18 protein-coding genes are annotated in these 19,775 nt (G+C 71.4%); 11 read left to right on the top strand and 7 right to left on the bottom strand.

What is annotated here, in order from left to right; genetic code table 11:
• Window positions 1–68 precede the first annotated feature (68 nt).
• Entirely contained in the window at window positions 69–731 is a 663-nt protein-coding gene (locus SGLAU_RS10765; protein WP_043500541.1) for a TetR family transcriptional regulator, read from the bottom strand.
• A 114-nt stretch (window positions 732–845) separates the two neighbouring features.
• On the opposite strand from SGLAU_RS10765, the gene SGLAU_RS10760 reads away from it, so the two are divergent.
• Together SGLAU_RS10760 and SGLAU_RS10755 are read left to right on the top strand one after the other, a co-directional pair.
• The gene (locus SGLAU_RS10760) at window positions 846–2,465 is read left to right on the top strand and encodes an MFS transporter (RefSeq protein WP_043500539.1); all 1,620 of its coding nucleotides are present in this window, start codon (window positions 846–848) and stop codon (window positions 2,463–2,465) included.
• Between the two features lie 284 nt (window positions 2,466–2,749).
• On the top strand, window positions 2,750–3,028 hold the full coding sequence (locus SGLAU_RS10755) for a hypothetical protein (protein ID WP_043500536.1): 279 nt from the start codon (window positions 2,750–2,752) through the stop codon (window positions 3,026–3,028).
• Window positions 3,029–3,346: 318 nt separating this feature from the next.
• On the opposite strand, the gene SGLAU_RS10750 is transcribed toward SGLAU_RS10755, so the two are convergent.
• Together SGLAU_RS10750 and aceE are read right to left on the bottom strand one after the other, a co-directional pair.
• Entirely contained in the window at window positions 3,347–4,084 is a 738-nt protein-coding gene (locus SGLAU_RS10750) for a potassium channel family protein (RefSeq protein WP_043506478.1), read from the bottom strand.
• A gap of 62 nt (window positions 4,085–4,146) precedes the next feature.
• Window positions 4,147–6,894, bottom strand: a complete 2,748-nt coding sequence (aceE, locus tag SGLAU_RS10745; protein ID WP_043500533.1) for a pyruvate dehydrogenase (acetyl-transferring), homodimeric type — start codon at window positions 6,892–6,894, stop codon at window positions 4,147–4,149.
• 368 nt (window positions 6,895–7,262) lie between these two features.
• Here aceE and SGLAU_RS10740 point away from each other — a divergent pair, with 368 nt between their 5' ends.
• The 6 genes from SGLAU_RS10740 (at window position 7,263) to SGLAU_RS10715 (ending at window position 11,695) form a co-directional block, all read left to right on the top strand.
• Window positions 7,263–7,700, top strand: a complete 438-nt coding sequence (locus tag SGLAU_RS10740; RefSeq protein ID WP_043500532.1) for a DUF3052 domain-containing protein — start codon at window positions 7,263–7,265, stop codon at window positions 7,698–7,700.
• A gap of 119 nt (window positions 7,701–7,819) precedes the next feature.
• The gene (locus SGLAU_RS10735) at window positions 7,820–8,278 is read left to right on the top strand and encodes a peroxiredoxin (protein ID WP_043500530.1); all 459 of its coding nucleotides are present in this window, start codon (window positions 7,820–7,822) and stop codon (window positions 8,276–8,278) included.
• 113 nt (window positions 8,279–8,391) lie between these two features.
• Window positions 8,392–8,967 (top strand): TerD family protein, encoded by a 576-nt coding sequence (locus tag SGLAU_RS10730; RefSeq protein ID WP_043500528.1) that lies wholly within the window; start codon window positions 8,392–8,394, stop codon window positions 8,965–8,967.
• A gap of 112 nt (window positions 8,968–9,079) precedes the next feature.
• A complete protein-coding gene (locus SGLAU_RS10725) occupies window positions 9,080–9,655 on the top strand; it encodes a TerD family protein (protein ID WP_043500526.1) in 576 nt (191 codons plus the stop codon).
• Window positions 9,656–9,715: 60 nt separating this feature from the next.
• Window positions 9,716–10,852 (top strand): DUF475 domain-containing protein, encoded by a 1,137-nt coding sequence (locus SGLAU_RS10720; RefSeq protein ID WP_043500525.1) that lies wholly within the window; start codon window positions 9,716–9,718, stop codon window positions 10,850–10,852.
• A gap of 105 nt (window positions 10,853–10,957) precedes the next feature.
• Entirely contained in the window at window positions 10,958–11,695 is a 738-nt protein-coding gene (locus SGLAU_RS10715) for a TerD family protein (RefSeq protein ID WP_043500523.1), read from the top strand.
• A gap of 119 nt (window positions 11,696–11,814) precedes the next feature.
• On the opposite strand, the gene SGLAU_RS10710 is transcribed toward SGLAU_RS10715, so the two are convergent.
• Entirely contained in the window at window positions 11,815–12,594 is a 780-nt protein-coding gene (locus tag SGLAU_RS10710; RefSeq protein WP_043500520.1) for a TerD family protein, read from the bottom strand.
• A gap of 199 nt (window positions 12,595–12,793) precedes the next feature.
• Between SGLAU_RS10710 and SGLAU_RS10705 the strand changes: the two genes are divergently transcribed.
• The 3 genes from SGLAU_RS10705 to SGLAU_RS10695 are packed head-to-tail and all read left to right on the top strand — an operon-like array spanning window position 12,794 to window position 17,320.
• Complete coding sequence (locus SGLAU_RS10705) at window positions 12,794–13,963, top strand: HpcH/HpaI aldolase/citrate lyase family protein (RefSeq protein WP_043500517.1); 1,170 nt, start codon at window positions 12,794–12,796, stop codon at window positions 13,961–13,963.
• Window positions 13,964–14,006: 43 nt separating this feature from the next.
• Window positions 14,007–16,490 (top strand): phosphoribosyltransferase, encoded by a 2,484-nt coding sequence (locus tag SGLAU_RS10700; RefSeq protein WP_043500516.1) that lies wholly within the window; start codon window positions 14,007–14,009, stop codon window positions 16,488–16,490.
• On the top strand, window positions 16,490–17,320 hold the full coding sequence (locus SGLAU_RS10695; RefSeq protein ID WP_043500514.1) for a hypothetical protein: 831 nt from the start codon (window positions 16,490–16,492) through the stop codon (window positions 17,318–17,320). The genes SGLAU_RS10700 and SGLAU_RS10695 overlap by 1 nt, the downstream gene beginning before the upstream one ends.
• 109 nt (window positions 17,321–17,429) lie before the next feature.
• On the opposite strand, the gene SGLAU_RS10690 is transcribed toward SGLAU_RS10695, so the two are convergent.
• The 3 genes from SGLAU_RS10690 to SGLAU_RS10680 form a co-directional block, all read right to left on the bottom strand.
• The gene (locus SGLAU_RS10690) at window positions 17,430–17,657 is read right to left on the bottom strand and encodes an FmdB family zinc ribbon protein (protein WP_043500512.1); all 228 of its coding nucleotides are present in this window, start codon (window positions 17,655–17,657) and stop codon (window positions 17,430–17,432) included.
• A 9-nt stretch (window positions 17,658–17,666) separates the two neighbouring features.
• The gene (locus tag SGLAU_RS10685) at window positions 17,667–18,248 is read right to left on the bottom strand and encodes a DUF4383 domain-containing protein (RefSeq protein WP_078957671.1); all 582 of its coding nucleotides are present in this window, start codon (window positions 18,246–18,248) and stop codon (window positions 17,667–17,669) included.
• A 91-nt stretch (window positions 18,249–18,339) separates the two neighbouring features.
• A complete protein-coding gene (locus tag SGLAU_RS10680) occupies window positions 18,340–19,755 on the bottom strand; it encodes a hypothetical protein (protein ID WP_043500510.1) in 1,416 nt (471 codons plus the stop codon).
• Window positions 19,756–19,775 lie beyond the last annotated feature (20 nt).

Genomic DNA, 19,775 nt, shown 5'->3' with positions numbered 1-19,775 from the left:
CTAGGAGAACGGGAGGGTCTCGCGTGAACGCTGTGACAGGCATCACGTTTGAGTGATGATCGGTCACATCAGGACGGGGAGCGGTCGGTCCGCGCCGTGCGCCAGTCCGCGGCCAGCGCGGGTCCCACCTGGTCGAGGTAGGACGACGTCAGCGCGCGCAGCGCCTCCATGCTGAAGTCGTCCCCGGCGCTCCACAGCCGCTCGGTGACCCGGATCACCCCGCCGAAGACGGCCACCGCCACCCGCGGCCGCGGATCGGCGTCCACGTCCAGGCCCTCCCGCTCGGCGATCAGCCGCGCGATCTGCTCCTCGGTCTCCGAGGCGCTGCGCAGATAGGCCGCGAGCAGCACCGGCGTCGACTCGATCACCCGGTACATCCGCAGGTACAGCTCGATCGGCACGACGGACTCGACGGCCTCGTGCAGGGTGTCCCAGCCGTCCTGGACCGCCCGGCGCAGCGCCTCCAGCGGGGTCTCCCCGGCGGGGCGGGCGCTCAGCGCGGCGACGAAGTGGTCCACCGCGAGGCGCTGGGTGGCGAGGGCGGCGTCCTCCTTGCCGGCGAAGTAGCGGAAGAAGGTGCGCTGGGAGACGTCGACGGCGGCGGCGATCTCGTCGACGGTGGTCTGCTCGTACCCCCGGGTGGTGAACAGTTCGAGGGCGGCGCGCACCAGCGCGTCCCGCGTGCGCTGCTTCTTGCGCTCGCGCAGGCCGGGCGCTGGCGCGGTGTCCATGGCACCTCTCCTCTGAACTGTCGTCCCAGCTCAGACCCTAACGAGTTGACGTGACAGTTACCGACAGCTGAAATCGTTTGTCAACTGTCAGCGGCTGTCACTAGCCTCGAACGCATGACTAGTCAGACCACCATCGACAAGACGGGGCCGGGGGACGACGCGGCGTCAGCCCCGTCGGACCCGACGCCGGCCAAGGGGCTGCGCGGGCATCCGTGGTTCACCCTCATAACCGTCGCCGTGGGGGTCATGATGGTGGCCCTCGACGGCACCATCGTGGCCATCGCCAACCCGGCGATCAAGGAAGACCTGAAGGCGAGCTTCGCCGACGTCCAGTGGATCACGAACGGTTACTTCCTCGCCCTCGCGGTCTCCCTGATCACCGCCGGCAAGCTCGGTGACCGCTTCGGCCACCGGCAGACCTTCCTCATCGGTGTCGTCGGCTTCGCCGCCGCCTCCGGCCTCATCGGCATGTCCAGCAGCATCGCGCTGGTCGTCACCTTCCGCGTCCTCCAGGGCCTGTTCGGCGCGCTGCTGATGCCGGCCGCGCTCGGCCTGCTGCGGGCCACCTTCCCGGCCGAGAAGCTGAACATGGCCATCGGCATCTGGGGCATGGTCATCGGCGCCTCCACCGCGGGCGGCCCGATCCTCGGCGGCGTGCTCGTCGAGCACGTCAACTGGCAGTCGGTGTTCTTCATCAACGTGCCGGTCGGCGTCCTCGCCGTCGTCCTCGGCGTGCTGATCCTGCTCGACCACCGGGCCGAGAACGCCCCGCGCTCCTTCGACATCCTGGGCATCGCGCTGCTGTCGGCCGCGATGTTCTGTCTGGTGTGGGCGCTCATCAAGGCCCCCGAATGGGGCTGGGGCGACGGACTGACCTGGGCCTTCATCGGTGCCTCGGTGCTCGGCTTCGCCGCGTTCGCCTTCTGGGAGACGCGGGTGGCGGAGCCGCTGATCCCGCTGGGCCTGTTCCGCTCGGTGCCGCTCTCCGCGGGTGTGGTGCTGATGGTGCTCATGGCCATCGCGTTCATGGGCGGCCTGTTCTTCGTGACGTTCTACCTCCAGAACGTGCACGGCATGGGCCCGATCGACGCGGGCCTGCACCTGCTGCCGCTCACCGGCATGATGATCGTCGGCTCGCCGCTCGCGGGCGTGCTGATCACCAAGCTGGGCCCGCGGGTGCCGCTGGCCGGCGGCATGGCGCTCACCGCGCTCGCCATGTACGGCATGTCCACGCTGGCGGAGGACACCGGCAGCGGTGTGATGTCCCTCTGGTTCGCGCTGCTCGGCCTCGGCCTCGCACCGGTCATGGTCGGCGCCACCGAGGTCATCGTCGGCAACGCGCCCATGGAGCTGTCCGGCGTGGCCGGCGGTCTCCAGCAGGCCGCGATGCAGATCGGCGGCAGCCTCGGCACGGCCGTGCTCGGTGCCGTGATGGTCTCCAAGGTCGACAGCGACCTCGCCGGCAACTGGGCCGACGCCGGCCTGCCGCCGCTCACCCCCGAGCAGCAGGCGCAGGCCTCCGAGGCCGTCCAGGTCGGCGTGGCGCCGGTGCCGCCCGGCACTCCGCAGGAGGTCGCCGGGAAGATCACCGACGTCGCCCACGACACCTTCCTCTCGGGGATGTCCCTGGCGTCGCTGGTCGCCGCGGGCGTCGCGGTCGTGGCGGTGCTGGTCGCGTTCCTCACCAAGCGCGGCGCGAACGCGGAGGCGGGAGCGGGCGCGGCCCACATCTGACGCCCTGTCCGGCGCGCGTCGGCGCTCCCTCCGTCCCGGGCGCTGTTTCCCCCATCAGGGTGACAGCGCTCAAGATCCCTCCCGCCCCGGGCGCACCGCGGGTCACAGTGGGTCAAGTCCCCGTACGGCATGTTCCCTTGGCACGTTCGTACGACGAGGGGGCGACCCGCGCCGCGGCGCGCCGCTGGAGGGGGGCGGCGCGCCGGCAGGCGGGCGGGATGGGGACGCGCAACGGGGGTACCCGACTCATCGGACCCGAAGGAACCGAACGGTTCAGGGAGTTGATGATGGCGGGCTTCGGACACGGAATGCGCGGGTACCCCCGCTCACGCGGCCGGATGGGGTCGCGGACCGGGCCGGATCGCGCGACGCTCGGCATCGTCGGAGCCGTCTGCGCGGTCGCGGGCTTCTTCGCACTGGGCATCGTCCTCGGCCCGGTGGCGATCGCCTGCGGCTGGCTGGCGCTGAACCGCACCCTGTCGGGCCCCCGCCCGGCCCCGGCCGTCGTCGCCGTGGTCCTGGGCACGATCGACACGCTCCTGGCCCTGCGCCTGCTGGCGTGAGCGACCCCGGGCGCCGGCCTCTTCCAGGGGCACTACGAGGGCCAGGGCCCGGGACGCCGAGGGAACGCACCTGACGCCGGCGCCCGCCCCCCCCCGGGCGGACGACGGGAGTCCGACGACAGACCCCGGGCCGGGGCGGGCAGGCGCGCGGGCCAGGGCCACCGTGCCTCACACCGCACGAGGAGCCGCGGCCGGCCGTGCCTCACCCGGGGCCTCGGGCCCCGGCGAGAACGGGGTACGGGCGGGCGCGGCGGCCCCGGACGACCGCGGCGCCAGCCCCGTGACGGGAGGGACCCGAAGTCGTGCCCCCGCCCACGGTCACGGCTGCCGCTGGTGCTCCCGCAACGCCGCGACCTCCGCCCGCAGGGCGCGCACCTCCTCGGTCAGCGCGACGATCGCCTCCGTCTGCCGCCGCTCCTCCGCGTCGTCGCTCTCGAACCGCGAGATGAACCAGGCGGCGATGTTCGCGGTCACCAGACCGAGCAGCGCGATCCCGGACAGCATCAGTCCCACGGCCAGCAGCCGCCCCACCCCGGTCGTGGGCGCGTGATCGCCGTAGCCGACGGTCGTCATCGTGGTGAAGGACCACCACACCGCGTCACCCAGCGTCCGGATGTTCCCGTCCGGAGCCTGCCGCTCCACGGACAGCACGGCCAGCGACCCGAACATCAGCAGCCCCACCACGGCCCCGGCGACATACGTCGTCAGCCGGATCTGCGAGGCCATCCGCGCCCGCTGCCCCACCAGCAGCAGCGTCGAGACGAGCCGCAGCAGCCGCAGCGGCTGGATCATCGGCAGCAGCACCGCGCACAGGTCCAGCCAGTGCCGCCGTACGAACTCCCGGCGCCGCTCGGCGAGTGCGAGGCGCACCAGGTAGTCGGCCGCGAAGGCGCCCCACACCGTCCACTCGACGACCGCGCAGCCGAACGTCACCGACGCGCTCGCCGAGCTGTGCACGATCGGCACCGCGTAGGCGACCGCGAAGGCGACGGCCAGCGCCATCAGGGGTTTCTGTGTGCGCTGCTCCCACCGGACCCGCGCGGACTCTTCCTCCATGCCGGGCATCGTAGGAACACGGCGGGGGAGGCGGGCCCGCCTCCCCCGCCGGCCCGTCCGGGTCAGGCGTCGCCGCCCGCGACCCCCGGGTCCGCCGCCGCGACGTCGAGCAGCTGGTACCGGTCCATGGCCTGCTTCAGCACCGACCGGTCCACCTTCCCCGCCTTCGCCAGCTCGGCGAGCACCGCGAGCACGATCGACTGGGCGTCGATGTGGAAGAAGCGGCGGGCCGCGCCCCGGGTGTCGGCGAAGCCGAACCCGTCCGCGCCGAGCGACTGGTACGCCCCGGGCACCCACCGCGAGATCTGGTCGGGAACCGCGCGCATCCAGTCCGAGACGGCCACGAACGGTCCCTGCGCGCCGGACAGCTTCCGGGTGACGTACGGCACCCGCTGCTCCTCGTCGGGGTGCAGCAGATTGTGCTCCTCGCAGGCCACCGCGTCCCGCCGCAGCTCGTTCCAGGAGGTCGCGGACCACACGTCGGCCCGTACGTTCCACTCCTCGGCGAGGAGCCGCTGCGCCTCGACCGCCCAGGGGACGGCCACGCCGGACGCCATGATCTGCGCCGGGATCTCGCCGGACGTGCCCTCGCTGAACCGGTAGAGGCCCTTGAGGATGCCCTCGACGTCGACGTCGGCCGGCTCTGCCGGGTGCTGGATCGGCTCGTTGTAGACGGTCAGGTAGTAGAAGACGTCCTCGCCGTGCGGGTGCTCCTGGCTGCCGCCGTACATCCGCCGCAGCCCGTCCTTGACGATGTGCGCGATCTCGAACCCGAAGGCGGGGTCGTACGCGACGCAGCCCGGGTTCGTGGAGGCGAGCAGCTGGGAGTGGCCGTCCGCGTGCTGGAGCCCCTCACCGGTCAGGGTGGTGCGCCCGGCGGTCGCGCCCAGGACGAAGCCGCGCGCCAGCTGGTCGGCCATCTGCCAGAACTGGTCGCCGGTGCGCTGGAAACCGAACATCGAGTAGAAGACGTAGACCGGGATCAGCGGCTCGCCGTGGGTGGCGTACGCCGAGCCCGCAGCGATCAGCGACGCGGTGCAGCCGGCCTCCGAGATGCCGTCGTGCAGCATCTGGCCGGTGGGCGACTCCTTGTAGGCGAGCAGCAGATCGCGGTCGACCGCCTCGTACTGCTGTCCCAGCGGGTTGTAGATCTTCGCACTCGGGAAGAACGAGTCCATGCCGAACGTGCGGTACTCGTCCGGCGCGATCAGCACGAACCGCTTGCCGATCTCCTTGTCCCGCATGAGGTCCTTCAGCAGGCGCACAAAGGCCATGGTCGTGGCGATGGACTGCTGACCGGAGCCCTTCTTCACGGTCGCGTAGGTCTGGTCGCCGGGCAGCGTCAGCGGCTTCGACCGGACGACCCGCGTCGGCACGTACCCGCCCAGCGACCTGCGCCGGTCGTGCATGTACTGGATCTCCTCGGAGTCCCGCCCGGGGTGGTAGTACGGCGGGAGACCGCTCTCCAGCTCCTTGTCCGGGATCGGCAGGTGCAGCCGGTCCCGGAAGCGCTTGAGGTCGTCGACCGTCAGCTTCTTCATCTGGTGGGTGGCGTTGCGGCCCTCGAAGTTCGGGCCCAGCGTCCAGCCCTTGATCGTCTTGGCCAGGATCACCGTCGGCTGGCCCTTGTGCGCCTTGGCCGCCGAGAACGCCGCGAAGATCTTCCGGTGGTCGTGGCCGCCGCGCCCCAGGTGCAGGATCTGGTCGTCGGTCATGTTCGCGACCATGGCGCGCAGCCGCTGGTCGTCGCCGAAGAAGTGCTCGCGGATGTACGCGCCGGACTCGGTGGCGTACGTCTGGAACTGGCCGTCCGGCGTGGTGTTCATCTTGTTGACGAGGATGCCGTCCCGGTCCTGCGCGAGCAGCGGGTCCCACGACCGGTCCCAGATCAGCTTGATCACGTTCCAGCCGGCACCCCGGAAGACCGACTCCAGCTCCTGGATGACCTTGCCGTTGCCGCGCACCGGGCCGTCGAGCCGCTGGAGGTTGCAGTTGACGACGAAGGTCAGGTTGTCCAGGCCCTCCCGGGCGGCGATGCTGAGCTGGCCGAGCGACTCCGGCTCGTCCATCTCGCCGTCCCCGAGGAACGCCCAGACGTGCGACCTGGAGGTGTCCGCGATGCCGCGCGCGTGCATGTACCGGTTCATCCGGGCCTGGTAGATCGCGCCGATCGGGCCGAGGCCCATGGACACGGTCGGGAACTCCCAGAAGTCCGGCATCAGCCGCGGGTGCGGGTACGAGGACAGCCCGTACGGCGCCCGCGACTTCTCCTGGCGGAAGCCGTCGAGGTGCTGTTCGGAGAGCCGGTCCAGCAGGTAGGCGCGCGCGTAGATGCCCGGCGAGGCGTGTCCCTGGAAGAAGACCTGGTCGCCGCCGTCCCCCTCGTCCTTGCCCCGGAAGAAGTGGTTGAAGCCCACGTCGTACAGGGACGCGGAGGAGGCGAACGTGGCGATGTGGCCGCCGACGCCGATGCCCGGGCGCTGGGCGCGGGAGACCATCACGGCGGCGTTCCAGCGGGTGGCGTTGAGGATCCTGCGCTCGATCTCCTCGTTGCCCGGGAAGAACGGCTCGTCCTTGGTGGCGATGGTGTTGACGTAGTCCGTGCTGCGCATCTCCGGCACGGCCACGCGCTTCTCGCGGGCCCGCTCGATCAGCCGGAGCATCAGGTAGCGGGCGCGCTCACGGCCCCGCTCGTCGATGGCGGCGTCGAGCGAATCGAGCCACTCCCGCGTCTCCTCGGGGTCGAAGTCAGGAACCTGACTCGGAAGGCCGCCAATGATGATCGGATTGCGATCGGATCCGGAAGCCACGCTGGTCCTTACCTGTCAGAGGGCTGTTTGGGCTGTTCGAAGCTTTTTTCCGCATGGTTGCGCCGTTCCCCATCGTGTACCTCACGGCGGCAAACGTCACCTGTACCGATAGGTAACCGCAATACGTTCGAATCTCGTACCCGTGGATGGTTCCCAAACGCGCAAACAGGGCAGATAGGTGTGGTGCGTGTCACCTTGGCCCCGATTCGCCCGGCTGGAGTTGCGGCGACACGGCCCGGATCGTCACCGTTTCGGCGGTCTGGAACGCCGGGTACTTGCGCGATCCGTCCCGCCCGTGTGGACTACGGCCAATGCTTCGCGCACGCGCGTGGCTGAGACATTCCCAAGACATGATCAGGAGGCAACCCGTGAGCGCGACCGCGGACCACGCGGAGGAGCGGACGAACCCTGCCGCCAGGCTGGGGTTCCAGCCCGGGCAGGTGGTCCAGGAGATCGGCTACGACGACGACGTCGACCAGGAGCTCCGCGAGTCCATCGAGGAAGTCATCGAGGGCGACCTGATGGACGAGGAATACGACGACGTGGCCGACGCCGTTGTGCTCTGGTTCCGTGACGAAGACGGCGACCTGACGGATGCGCTGGTGGATGCCACCACGTACATCGAGGAGGGCGGCGCGATCCTGCTCCTTACGCCGAAGACCGGCCGTGCGGGGTATGTGGAGCCGAGTGACATCTCGGAAGCCGCGACGACCGCCGGCCTCACGGCGTCCAAGAGCGTCAGTGTGGGCAAGGACTGGAGCGGCAGCCGTCTGGCGACGCCGAAGGCCGCCAAGTCCAAGCGGTGACCCTCCGCTGAACAGCCGAGCACGGACGGGTCGGGCCGCCTCGACCCGTCCGCCGGGCTGCCCCGGTCGCTGCGTAGGGTGTCATCGTCCGAACGGCTCATCGAAGGGATGACACGACGATGGCGATCCAGGTCGGCGACAAGGCGCCCGACTTCGAACTGCTGGACAACCACGGCCGCACCGTGAAGCTCTCCGACTTCCGCGGCGACAAGAACGTGGTGCTGCTCTTCTACCCCTTCGCCTTCACCGGTGTCTGCACCGGAGAGCTGTGCGAGGTGCGCGACAACCTGCCGAAGTTCGCCGACCGCGACACCCAGGTGCTCGCCGTGTCCAACGACTCCATCCACACCCTGCGCGTCTTCGCCGAGCAGGAGGGCCTGGAGTACCCGCTGCTGAGCGACTTCTGGCCGCACGGCGAGGTCAGCCGCGCCTACGGCGTCTTCGACGAGGGCAAGGGCTGCGCGGTGCGCGGCACCTTCGTCATCGACAAGGAGGGCGTGGTCCGCTGGACGGTCGTCAACGGCCTGCCGGACGCCCGTGACCTGAACGAGTACGTCAGGGCGCTCGACACCCTCTGATTCCCCGGACCCAGCGCCTGCGGTGTCCGGGAACCCGTCACTAGGATCGACTCGTTCGATCCCTTACCAACGCACGACGGGGCTCCCCGCCCCAAAACACCAATGGAGGACTCGTGGGAGTCAGCCTCAGCAAGGGCGGCAACGTTTCGCTGACCAAGGAGGCCCCGGGCCTGACCGCGGTCATCGTCGGTCTGGGGTGGGACGTGCGCACCACGACCGGCACGGACTTCGACCTCGACGCGAGCGCGCTGCTGCTGAACAACGCCGGCAAGGTCATCAGCGACGGCCACTTCGTCTTCTTCAACAACCTCAAGAGCCCCGACGGCTCGGTGGAGCACACCGGTGACAACCTCACCGGTGAGGGCGAGGGCGACGACGAGCAGATCAAGGTCGACCTCGCCGGTGTCCCGGCCGAGGTGGACAAGATCGTCTTCCCGGTGTCGATCTACGACGCCGAGAACCGCCAGCAGTCCTTCGGCCAGGTGCGCAACGCGTTCATCCGCGTGGTGAACCAGGCCGGCGGCGCGGAGATCGCCCGTTACGACCTCAGTGAGGACGCCTCCACCGAGACCGCCATGGTCTTCGGCGAGCTGTACCGGCACGGCGCGGAGTGGAAGTTCCGCGCCATCGGCCAGGGCTACGCCTCGGGCCTGCGCGGCATCGCGCAGGACTTCGGCGTGAACGTCTGAGCCGTCCGAAGGTCTTTCGGAGGTCTCTGTCCGGCGTCGCACGGTTTACGTGCGGCGCCGGACGCGCAGGACAGCCAGAGAACGCGCATCACCTCGGGGAGGGACAAGCAACATGGGCGTCACGCTCGCCAAGGGAGGCAACGTCTCCCTGTCCAAGGCCGCACCGAACCTCACGCAGGTGATGATCGGGCTCGGCTGGGACGCGCGCTCCACCACCGGAGCCCCCTTCGACCTCGACGCCAGCGCCCTGATGTGCAGCGGCGGCCGGGTCATGGGCGACGAGTGGTTCGTCTTCTACAACCAGCTCAAGAGCCCGGACGGCTCGGTCGAGCACACCGGTGACAACCTCACCGGCGAGGGCGACGGCGACGACGAGTCGCTCCTGGTCGACCTGTCGAAGGTCCCCGCCCAGTGCGACAAGATCGTCTTCCCGGTCTCGATCCACCTCGCCGACGAGCGGGGACAGACCTTCGGCCAGGTCGCCAACGCCTTCATCCGGGTGGTCAACCAGGCCGACGGTGTGGAGCTGGCCCGTTACGACCTCAGCGAGGACGCCTCCACCGAGACCGCCATGATCTTTGGCGAGGTCTACCGCTACCACGGAGAATGGAAGTTCCGGGCGGTCGGACAGGGGTACGCGTCGGGGCTGCGGGGCATCGCTCTAGACTTCGGAGTCAACGTTTCGTAAAGCCGGGTGCGGCGCGGGGGAGGATCCCGTACAGCCCGTACACAAGGGATTGGGTTGCCAGTGGTTCTGAAAACGTTCGGCTGGTCGTTCGCGGTCACCGCGCTCGGCCTCGTCGCGGCGGTCTTCTACGGGGGGTGGACCGCCTTCGGTGTCGTGGCGATCCTCTCCGTCCTGGAAATCTCGCTGTCCTTCGACAACGCGGTGGTCAACGCCGGAATCCTCAAGAAGATGAGCCCGTTCTGGCAGAAGATCTTCCTGACGGTCGGCATCCTCATCGCCGTCTTCGGCATGCGGCTGGTCTTCCCGGTCGTGATCGTCTCCATCAGCGCCCAGCTCGGGCCGATCGAGGCCGTCGACCTCGCGCTCACCGACCAGAACCGCTACGAGGAACTGGTCACCGACGCCCATCCGGCGATCGCGGCCTTCGGCGGCATGTTCCTGCTGATGATCTTCCTCGACTTCATCTTCGAGGACCGGGACATCAAGTGGCTGGGCTGGCTGGAGCGCCCGCTGGCCAAGCTGGGCAAGGTCGACATGCTGTCGGTCTGCATCGCGCTGATCGTCCTGCTGATCACCTCGATGACCTTCGCCACCCACGCCCACCTGCACGCCGGGCCCGCGGACAAGGCGGAGACGGTGCTGCTCTCCGGCGTCGCCGGTCTCATCACCTACCTGGTCGTCGGCGGTCTCTCCGGCTACTTCGAGGACAAGCTGGAGGAAGAGGAGGAGCGCGAGCACGAGGCCGAGGAGGAGGCCGTGCGGGCCGGCAAGCCGCGTTCGGCGGTCGTCCTGGCGGGCAAGGCCGCGTTCTTCATGTTCCTCTACCTGGAGGTCCTGGACGCGTCGTTCTCCTTCGACGGTGTCATCGGCGCCTTCGCCATCACCAACGACATCGTGCTGATGGCCCTCGGCCTCGGCATCGGCGCCATGTACGTCCGGTCGCTCACCGTGTACCTGGTCCGCCAGGGCACCCTCGACGAGTACGTCTACCTGGAGCACGGCGCCCACTACGCCATCGGCGCGCTCGCGGTGATCCTGCTGGTCACCATCCAGTACGAGATCTCCGAGCTCATCACCGGTTCCATCGGTGTCCTGCTGATCGCCGCGTCGTTCTGGTCCTCCGTCCGCCGCAACAAGGCGCTGGCGGCGGCCGAGTCCGGCTCCTCCGGCAAGACCGAGGTGTCGTCCGGGGTGTGACGCCCGCGCGGGTGAGGAACGCTCTGAGCGGGGCGGTCGTCGGGGACTGACGTCCTCGCGGCCGCCCCGCCGTCGTGTGCGACCGGTGATGATCAGGGGGCGGGAATGGGCTTGCTGGACGGGTGGCGGCGTGGACGGGCGGCCGAGTTCGACTCGGGCAGCGCCGCCACCAACGCCATCGAGCTGACCAAGCGGAACGGTCAGGTGTCGCTGACCAGGCAGGGCGCGGCGACCGGGAACCTGCGGATCAACCTGTCCTGGCGGATGCGCAGCTCCGACATCGGGGGGCCGCAGCGGGAGAGCCTGCTGCGCCACCCGTTCAAGGCGCTGAAGCCGCCGGAGGTGCTGGGGCACAGCCAGAGCATGGTCAACGTCGACCTCGACCTGGGCTGCCTGTACGAGCTGCAGGACGGCACGAAGGGGGTGGTGCAGCCGCTCGGCGGCTACTTCGGCGACGTGAACGCGCCGCCGTACGTGAAGCTCACCGGCGACGACCGGTTCGGCTCCGGGTCCGGGGAGACGATCTACGTCAACCTCGACCACCGCGAGGCGATCAAGCGGCTGCTGGTGTTCGTCTACATCTACGACCAGACGCCGGCGTTCGACCGGACGCAGGCCGTGGTGACGCTGTACCCGAGCAACGGGCCCCGGGTGGAGATCCACCTCGACGAGCGGCACCCGCAGGCGCGGTCCTGCGCGGTGGTGACGATCGAGAACGTGAAGGGGGAGATGATCGTCCGGCGCGAGGTGAAGTTCGTGTACGGCTTCCAGGCGGAGCTGGACCGGCTGTACGGGTGGGGACTGCAGTGGGGGCGGGGGCACAAGACCAAGGCGGAGCGGTGAGGCGGGGCGCGTGAGGCGCGGGGCCCGCTGCCCGGGTGCGGTGGGCCCCGCCCCGGGCCCGCGCCCTTGCGGCGCAGCCGCGGACCGGTACGCCCCCGGGCCGCCGCGGCGGGTCTGCCCTACCGGCCGATGAACTGCGGGCCCTGCGGCGGCATGCGGAACTCGGCCGTGGGCTGCGGGGTGCCGTAGGACGGGGGGCTGGCCGGCTGGGGGTAGCCGTAGGCGGGGGCGGTGGGCGGGGGCTGCTGCGGGTAGCCGTAGGCGGGCTGCGGGGGGATCGCCTGGGTGGGCTGCTCCGGCGGGAGGGGCTGGGAGACCTCCGCCGTGGGCGCGGCCGCGGCCGGCTCCTCCGCGGCCTCCGACTCGTCCACCGAGATGCCGAAGTCCGTGGCCAGGCCCTTGAGGCCGTTGGCGTACCCCTCGCCGAGGGCGCGGAACTTCCAGGTGTCGCCGCGGCGGTACAGCTCCCCGCAGATCAGCGCGGTCTCCTCGCCGGTCTCCGGCTTGACGTCGAAGTACGCCAGCGGCTCCCCGTCCGCGGCGGCGTCGTACACCAGGATGCGCAGGTCCCGTACCCGGTCGAAGGCGACACCGTCCGCCGACGCGACGAGGAGGATCTGCCCGACGGCGGGCTCGACACCGGCCAGATCCGTCTGGATCGTGTCGGTCAGACCTTCGGCCACCCGCTTCTTGCCGAGCCGCCACACCGTCCCGGAGGGGTGCCGGGGCTGGTTGTAGAAGACGAAGTCCTCGTCGGAGCGCACACGGCCGTCGGGGCCGAGGAGCAGGGCCGAGACGTCGACGTCCGGGACCCCCTGCCCGGGCGTCCAGCGCAGCACGGCGCGCACCGTCGTGGCTTCGAGCGGGACGTTCGACCCCTTCAGCATGGCGTGCGTCATGCGATCATCCTGCCTTCTCCGTCCTGGTCACGACAACGCGGGGTGGGATGTCGCGGAGCGCGTCCGGCGGAGACCCCGTTACGGGAAATTCATGCCCTGTGGGAACCCGTGACATGGAGTTCTACGTACTATTACCGGCCACCTGTCAGCACGTTTTCCCGACACACCACCGGCCCATCCCGCGCCACGGGGGAGTTTCATGCGTCATTTCGGGCACATCGCCCCCGAGGTGCGACAGCGCCTCTTCCACCGGGAGCCGTGCGAGTTCACCCCGGACTCCCCGGCCCGGCTGCTGTCCGCTGCCCTGGGCGCCACGCTGTACAGCCCGGCCACCCGGCCGCGGCTCGCCGACGACATCCTGAAGCAGACCGGCCGTGGCGTGGTCTCGATGGTGCTGTGCCTGGAGGACTCGATCGACGACGCGGACGTCGCCGCCGGCGAGGAGAACCTCGTCAGGCAGTTCGCGGATCTCGCCGGCCGCCCCGCCGCGGCCGAGCCGCCGCTGCTGTTCGTCCGGGTCCGCACCCCCGAGCAGATCCCCGACCTCACCCGCCGCCTGGGCCCCTCGGTGCGGCTGCTGTCCGGTTTCGTGCTGCCGAAGTTCACTGGGGAACGCGGTGTGCCGTTCCTGGAGGCGGTGGCGGCGGCCGAGGCGTCGAGCGGGCGGCGGCTGTTCGCCATGCCCGTGCTGGAGTCGCCGGAGCTGCTGTACCGGGAGTCCCGGGTGGAGACCCTGGAGGGGATCTTCCGGGCCGTCGACAAGTACCGCGAGCGGGTCCTGGCGCTGCGCCTGGGCGTCACCGACTTCTGCTCGTCGTACGGCCTGCGCCGGGCCCCCGACATGACGGCGTACGACGTGCAGGTCGTCGCCTCCGTCATCGCCGACGTGGTGAACATGCTGGGCCGCGCCGACGGCTCCGGGTTCACGGTGACCGGGCCGGTGTGGGAGTACTTCCGGGTCCAGGAGCGCATGTTCAAGCCGCAGTTGCGCCGCAGCCCCTTCCTGGAGGGGCAGGCGGAGGAATTGCGCGAGAGACTGATCGAGCACGCCATGGACGGGCTGCTGCGGGAGATCTCGCTGGACCAGGCCAACGGCCTGCTCGGCAAGACCTGCATCCACCCCTCCCACGTACTGCCCGTGCACGCACTGTCGGTGGTCAGTCACGAGGAGTTCAGTGACGCGCAGGACATCCTGCGCCCCGAGCGCGGCGGCGGTGGTGTGCTCAGGTCGGCGTACACGAACAAGATGAACGAGGTGAAGCCGCACCGCGCCTGGGCCGAGCGGACCCTGCTGCGCGCCGAGGTGTTCGGGGTGGCGCACGGGGACGTCGGCTTCGTCGACCTGCTGGCGGCCGGGATCCCCACCTGAACCGGCCGCCCACGAGACGTGGAAACCTCTACTCAAGGGACGTATGAACAAGGCAGTGAACGACGGGGTCTGGTCCGGCAGCTGGGTCGCCCGGCGGCTGGGGGTCGAACTCGACGGTGACGACACGCTGACCGGCCTGCTCGGGCTGGCCCTGCGCCGCAACCCCAAGCGGGCCCATCTGCTCGTGTCGAACGTACTCGGCAAGCACGTCCCCCAGTCGCCGTCCGTGGTGTACGGCCACGGCCTCGCACTGGGCCGCCGGGTGCGGGAGCTGCTGGGCGACGACGCGGCCCGCCGGGCGGTCGTCCTCGGCTACGCGGAGACCGCCACCGGACTCGGCCAGTCCGTCGCCGACGGCCTGGCCCTCGCGCCCTGCCTGCACTCCACCCGCCGTCCGGTGCCCGGGGTCGCGCGGGCGGGCGGCTTCGAGGAGTCCCACTCGCACGCCACCTCCCACCTCCTCCTGCCCGAGGACCCCGCCCTGCTCGCCGGGTCCGGCCCGCTCGTCCTCGTCGACGACGAGTTCTCCACCGGCAACACGATCCTCAACACCATCCGCGACCTGCACGCCCGCCACCCCCGCGACCACTACGTCGTGGTCGCCCTGGTCGACATGCGCTCCCCGGCCGACGCCGGCCGCCTGGACGCGTTCGCCGCGGAGATGGGCGTCCGGGTGGACCTGGTGACGACGGCGTGCGGGACCGTACGCCTGCCGGAAGGCGTCCTGGAGAAGGGCCGGGAGCTGGTGACGCGGTTCGAGGACCCCCACCCGGGGGCGGGGGCGACCGCACGCCAGGCCCCCGCCGGCCCGCGGCCGTCCGACGGCCGGATCACCAGGGTCGACCTGCGATGGCCCCGCGGCCTGCCCGACGGCGCCCGCCACGGCTTCACCCCCGGGCACCGCGCCCGCCTGGAAGCCGCCCTCCCGGGCATGGCCGCCCGCATCGCCGACGCCCTCCCCGAAGGCGCGCGCCGCGTGCACGTCCTCGGCTTCGAGGAGCTGATGTACACCCCCCTGCGCCTCGCGCACGAGCTGGAACAGCGGACGCCCTCCGCGGAGATACGGTTCTCCACCACCACCCGCTCACCCGTCCTCGCCGTCGACGACCCGGGCTACGCGATCCGCACCCGCCTGGTCTTCCCCGCCCACGACGACCCCGCCGACGGCCCCGGCGAGCGCTACGCCTACAACGTCGCGGGCGCCGGCTTCGACGCCGTCGTCGCCGTCGTCGACTCGGCCGCCGACACGCCCGCGCTGCACGCCCCCGACGGCCTGCTCGCCCGGCTCGCCGAGCACATCCCGCACGTCCTGCTCACGGTCGTCCCGTCGTACGTCCCCGGGGCCGCCGAGGCCCCCGAAAGGCCCGCCATGCTGCCCGAGCCCCTCCGCGGCCCCGCCTTCTCCTCGTACGCGCCCGACGAGGTGGGCTGGCTGCTCCAGGACCTGTCGGACGTCACGCTGGAGGCGCCGACCGAGGAGCGCGAGGAGGCCATCCAGAGCGGCGGCGCCCACTACGCCGAGTCGCTGCCGGTCGAGTACCAGCCCAGCGAGGAGTACCAGCGGCTGTTCCACTCCGCGCTGGACGCCTCCGCAGCCCGCATCGCCACCGCCGTCGGCGCGGTCACGGAGACCGTGCTCGCGGAGCGCTCGCCCCGCCCCGTCCTGGTCTCGCTGGCCCGCGCGGGCACCCCGGTCGGTGTGCTGATGCGCCGTTGGGCGCGGCACCGGCACGGCCTCGACCTGCCGCACTACGCCGTCTCCATCGTCCGCGGCCGCGGCATCGACGCCAACGCGCTGCGCTGGCTGGCCGCCCACCACGACCCGGCGGACGTGGTGTTCGTCGACGGCTGGACCGGGAAGGGCGCCATCACCCGCGAACTCGGCGCTGCCCTCGCCCAGTTCGAGGAGACGGCCGGCGTCGGCGGCTTCGACCCGGAGATCGCCGTGCTCGCCGACCCGGGTTCGTGCGTGCGCACCTACGGCACCCGCGAGGACTTCCTGATCCCCTCCGCCTGCCTCAACTCCACGGTCTCCGGGCTGATCTCCCGCACCGTGCTGCGCGCCGACCTGGTCGGCCCGCACGACTACCACGGCGCGAAGTTCTACCGCGAACTCGCCGGCGCCGACGTCTCGGTGGCCTTCCTCGACGCGGTCACCGACCGCTTCACCGAGGTCGGTGACGCGGTCGACGCGCAGGTCAAGGAGCTGCTGGCCGCGGACCGCACCCCCACCTGGGAGGGCTGGGCGGCCGTCGAACGGATCAGTGAGGAGCAGGGGATCCACGACGTGAACCTGGTCAAGCCCGGCGTCGGCGAGACCACGCGCGTGCTGCTGCGCCGCGTCCCGTGGAAGATCCTCGCGCGCGCCGGGGCCGGCCCGGACCTCGACCACGTGCGGCTGCTGGCCGAGCAGCGCGGCGTGCCGGTCGAGGAGGTCGCCGGCCTGCCCTACACCTGTGTCGGGCTCATCCATCCGAAGTACACACGCGGCGCCACCGGCGCCGACGGAAAGGCGGTGGCCGTCTGATGCCGGTGCTCGTGGCGAGCGACCTGGACCGTACGCTGATCTACTCGTCGGCGGCGCTCTCGCTGACCATGCCGGACGCGCGGGCCCCCCGGCTGCTGTGCGTCGAGGTGCACGAGAGCAGACCGCTGTCGTACCTGACCGAGACGGCGGCCGGGCTGCTCGGCGACCTCGGGGACGCGGCGGTGTTCGTCCCGGCCACGACGCGGACCCGCAAGCAGTACCTGCGGATCAACCTGCCGGGCCCGCCGCCCGCCTACGCGATCTGCGCCAACGGCGGGCACCTGCTGGTGGACGGCGTCTCCGATCCCGCCTGGCACGCCCGGGTGACCGCCCGGCTGGCCGACGAGTGCGCCTCCCTCGACGAGGTCCGCGACCACCTGTTCGCCACGGCGGACCCCGCGTGGGTGCGCAAGCACCGGATCGCCGAGGACCTCTTCGCCTACCTGGTCGTGGAGCGGGAGCTGCTGCCCGGGGAGTGGGTGAAGGAACTGGCGGTGTGGGCGGAGAACCGCGGCTGGACGGTCTCCCTCCAGGGCCGCAAGCTCTACGCCGTGCCCAAGCCGCTCACCAAGAGCGCGGCCCTGCACGAGGTCGCCCGCCGTACCGGGGCCGAGCTGACCCTGGCCGCGGGCGACTCCCTGCTCGACGCCGACCTCCTCCTCGCCGCGGACCGGGGCTGGCGCCCCGGCCACGGCGAACTGGCCGACAGCGACTGGACCGCCCCGACCATCACGGCCCTGCCGGAGCGGGGGGTGCTGGCGGGCGAGCGGATCCTGCGGGAACTGCTGAAGGCCACCCGCACCGGCCTGTCCGGGGGCGCGGGCATCTAGCGAACGCGCCTCGCGCACCCGCGGGGACCGGGCGAACGCGCCCCCGTGCGCGCCCGCGGGTGCCGGCGCGTCCGGAGGGTGAGGCCGCGGCCGCGGTCCAGCCGCGGTCTCAGCCGCAGCACCCTCCACCGCAGCAGCCGCCGCCCCCGCCGCCCCCGCCGCCCCCACGGGGCGCCGCGGGGGCCGAGGCGGCTCCGCCGACGGCCACGGTCGACAGCAGCTTCACCGTGTCGTCGTGTCCCGCGGGGCACGACGCGGGGTCGGCGGACTCCGCCATCGGACGGCTCAGTTCGAAGGTGTCGCCGCAGGTCCGGCACCGGTATTCGTAGCGTGGCATGCGCCCAGGTTAACGGTCGGGCTCCGGCGGGTGCAGCGCCTTCGGGCGCTGTTCGGCACGCTGCTCCCCGTCCTCGCCGGCGTCCGTGGCCAGCTCGGGATGGCGGGCGCGGAAGTACGGGTTGTCCGGGGGGAGCGCCGAGCCGACCCGGCCGTACATCCCGAACGTCAGGAGGACCACCCCGTAGACGAAGCTGAACAGCACGTTCTGGATGCGGAACGCGAGGAAGTTGTTCTCGGTGTTCAGCAGTCCGAGGTTGAGGAAGCCGCTGAGGATGAAGGCGGCTCCGACGATCATGTTGAGCGTCGACGCGAAGTTGCCGCCGATCACCATGCCGACGAAGAGCAGCAGTCCCACACAGATCGACAGCACGCTCAGCGCGCCGTTGGTGTTCAGACCGGCGACCTGGTCGCCGCGCGTGTCGAAGAAGCCCACCTTGCCGATCAGGCCGAGGATGCCGAACGCGACCAGGACGAGACCCATCAGACCCGCGCCGATCCGGTAGACCCTGTTCAGCCGGTGGTCGACGGGCAGGTGATCGTCGAAGCTGATCCGGCGCCGCGATCCCCGGTGCACCGCGTGTGTGGCCATGTGCGCCTCCCTCAGGCGTGCGGGGTGGCTCGTTCATCCCTTTCGTTCACCAATATCCGCCTGCCTCGTACCGTGCGCCACCACACCGGGCTCAGTGGCCGGCGCCGGCTCCGCGCTCCTCGCGGATCAGCGTGACCACCCGCGCCACCGTGCGCCGCACCGCCTCCGTCTCGGTGAGGAAGTGCCAGTAGTCGGGGTGGCGGCCCTCCAGGCCGGCGACGGCGCGGTCCAGCCGGGCCACGGAGTCGTCCAGCGGGCGGGCGTGGCGGGGGTCGGGGGTGTTGCGGCCGGCCATGGCGAGCCGCTGGGCGTCCCGGATGGCGAACCGGGTGCGGTCGATCTCCGCCTGCGGGTCCTTCTGCACGGCGTTCAGCCGGCGCAGCCGGTCACCGGCGGCGGAGACGGCCTCGTCGGTGGAGTTCAGCAGTGCCCGGGCTGTCGACAGCAGCGCGGTGGCGTCCGCCCAGCGCTGGGCTTCCCGTGCGGTCCGGGCCTCGCGGAGCTTGGCCTCGGCCTGCCGGACGGTTTCGGCGGCCTGCTCCGGCACGTGCTGGAGGTCCTGCCAGCAGGCCACCGTGAACCGCCGGCGCAGCTCGCTGAGGACCGGCTCGACCTGTTCGGACCGGGTGGTCAGGGCCTCCGCGCGGGTGCGCAGGGAGACCAGCCGGCGGTCGATCTCGGCGGCCCGTTCCGGCAGCCGTTCGGCCTCCGCGCGGATCGTGCCGGCCTCCCGGGCGACCCGCTCGGCGCGCTCCAGGGTCTGCGGGACGCCGTGCTGCCCGGCGCCCTGGTTGAGCTTGGTCAGCTCGGGGGCGAGCGCGGCGAGCCGGGCGGCGAGGTCGTCGGCCCGCAGGCCCGCGTCGCGGACGGTGTCGAGGGCGGTGGTCGCGGCGAGCAGGGACTGCCGGGCGCGCTCCACGGCGGGGGCGAGCCGGGCCAGCCGGGTCTCCGCCTTGCCGAGCAGCGGGCCGAGGCCCTCGGTGAACCGGTCGAGGTCCTTCCTGACCCGGTCCAGCTCGTCCTTGGCGGCGGTCAGCTCGGTGCGGGCCCGGGCGGCGGCCGAGGCCTCCAGGTCGTCGCGGTCCAGGTCGTGGGCGTCGACCGCCTGGATGTACCGGCGGCTGGCCTCGTCGATGCGCAGGCCGAGCGCCTGGAAGTCGGCGGCGGCCCGGCGGGCGGCGGGGGAGTCGTCGACTGCGGCGATGGTCTCGATGGAGATCCGCAGGTCGCGCTGGGCGGTGTCCAGGTCGTAGAACGCGGCGGCGGCCGCGTCCTTCGCGGCCTGCGCCTCGGCCCGCTGGCTCTCCGCCCGCCCGCCGAACCACCGCCGGGTGCCGCCGCCGGTGAAGGCGGCGGGCAGGGCGAGCGCGGCGATCAGCGGGAGGGCGAGCAGAGCGAGGGTGCCGCGGACCGCGGCGGGCGGCGCGCCTCTTCGCGGGGCGGCGCGGGGGCGGCGTCGCCCGCGCGGCGTCGACGGCGAGTACGGCTGCTGCGGTGTCGCCGTCACATCCCTCTCCCGTGCTGTCA

The sequence above is a fragment of the Streptomyces glaucescens genome, assembly GCF_000761215.1.
GTDB classification, from domain to species: domain Bacteria; phylum Actinomycetota; class Actinomycetes; order Streptomycetales; family Streptomycetaceae; genus Streptomyces; species Streptomyces glaucescens_B.
This window is presented reverse-complemented; position numbering and strand designations above follow the sequence as displayed.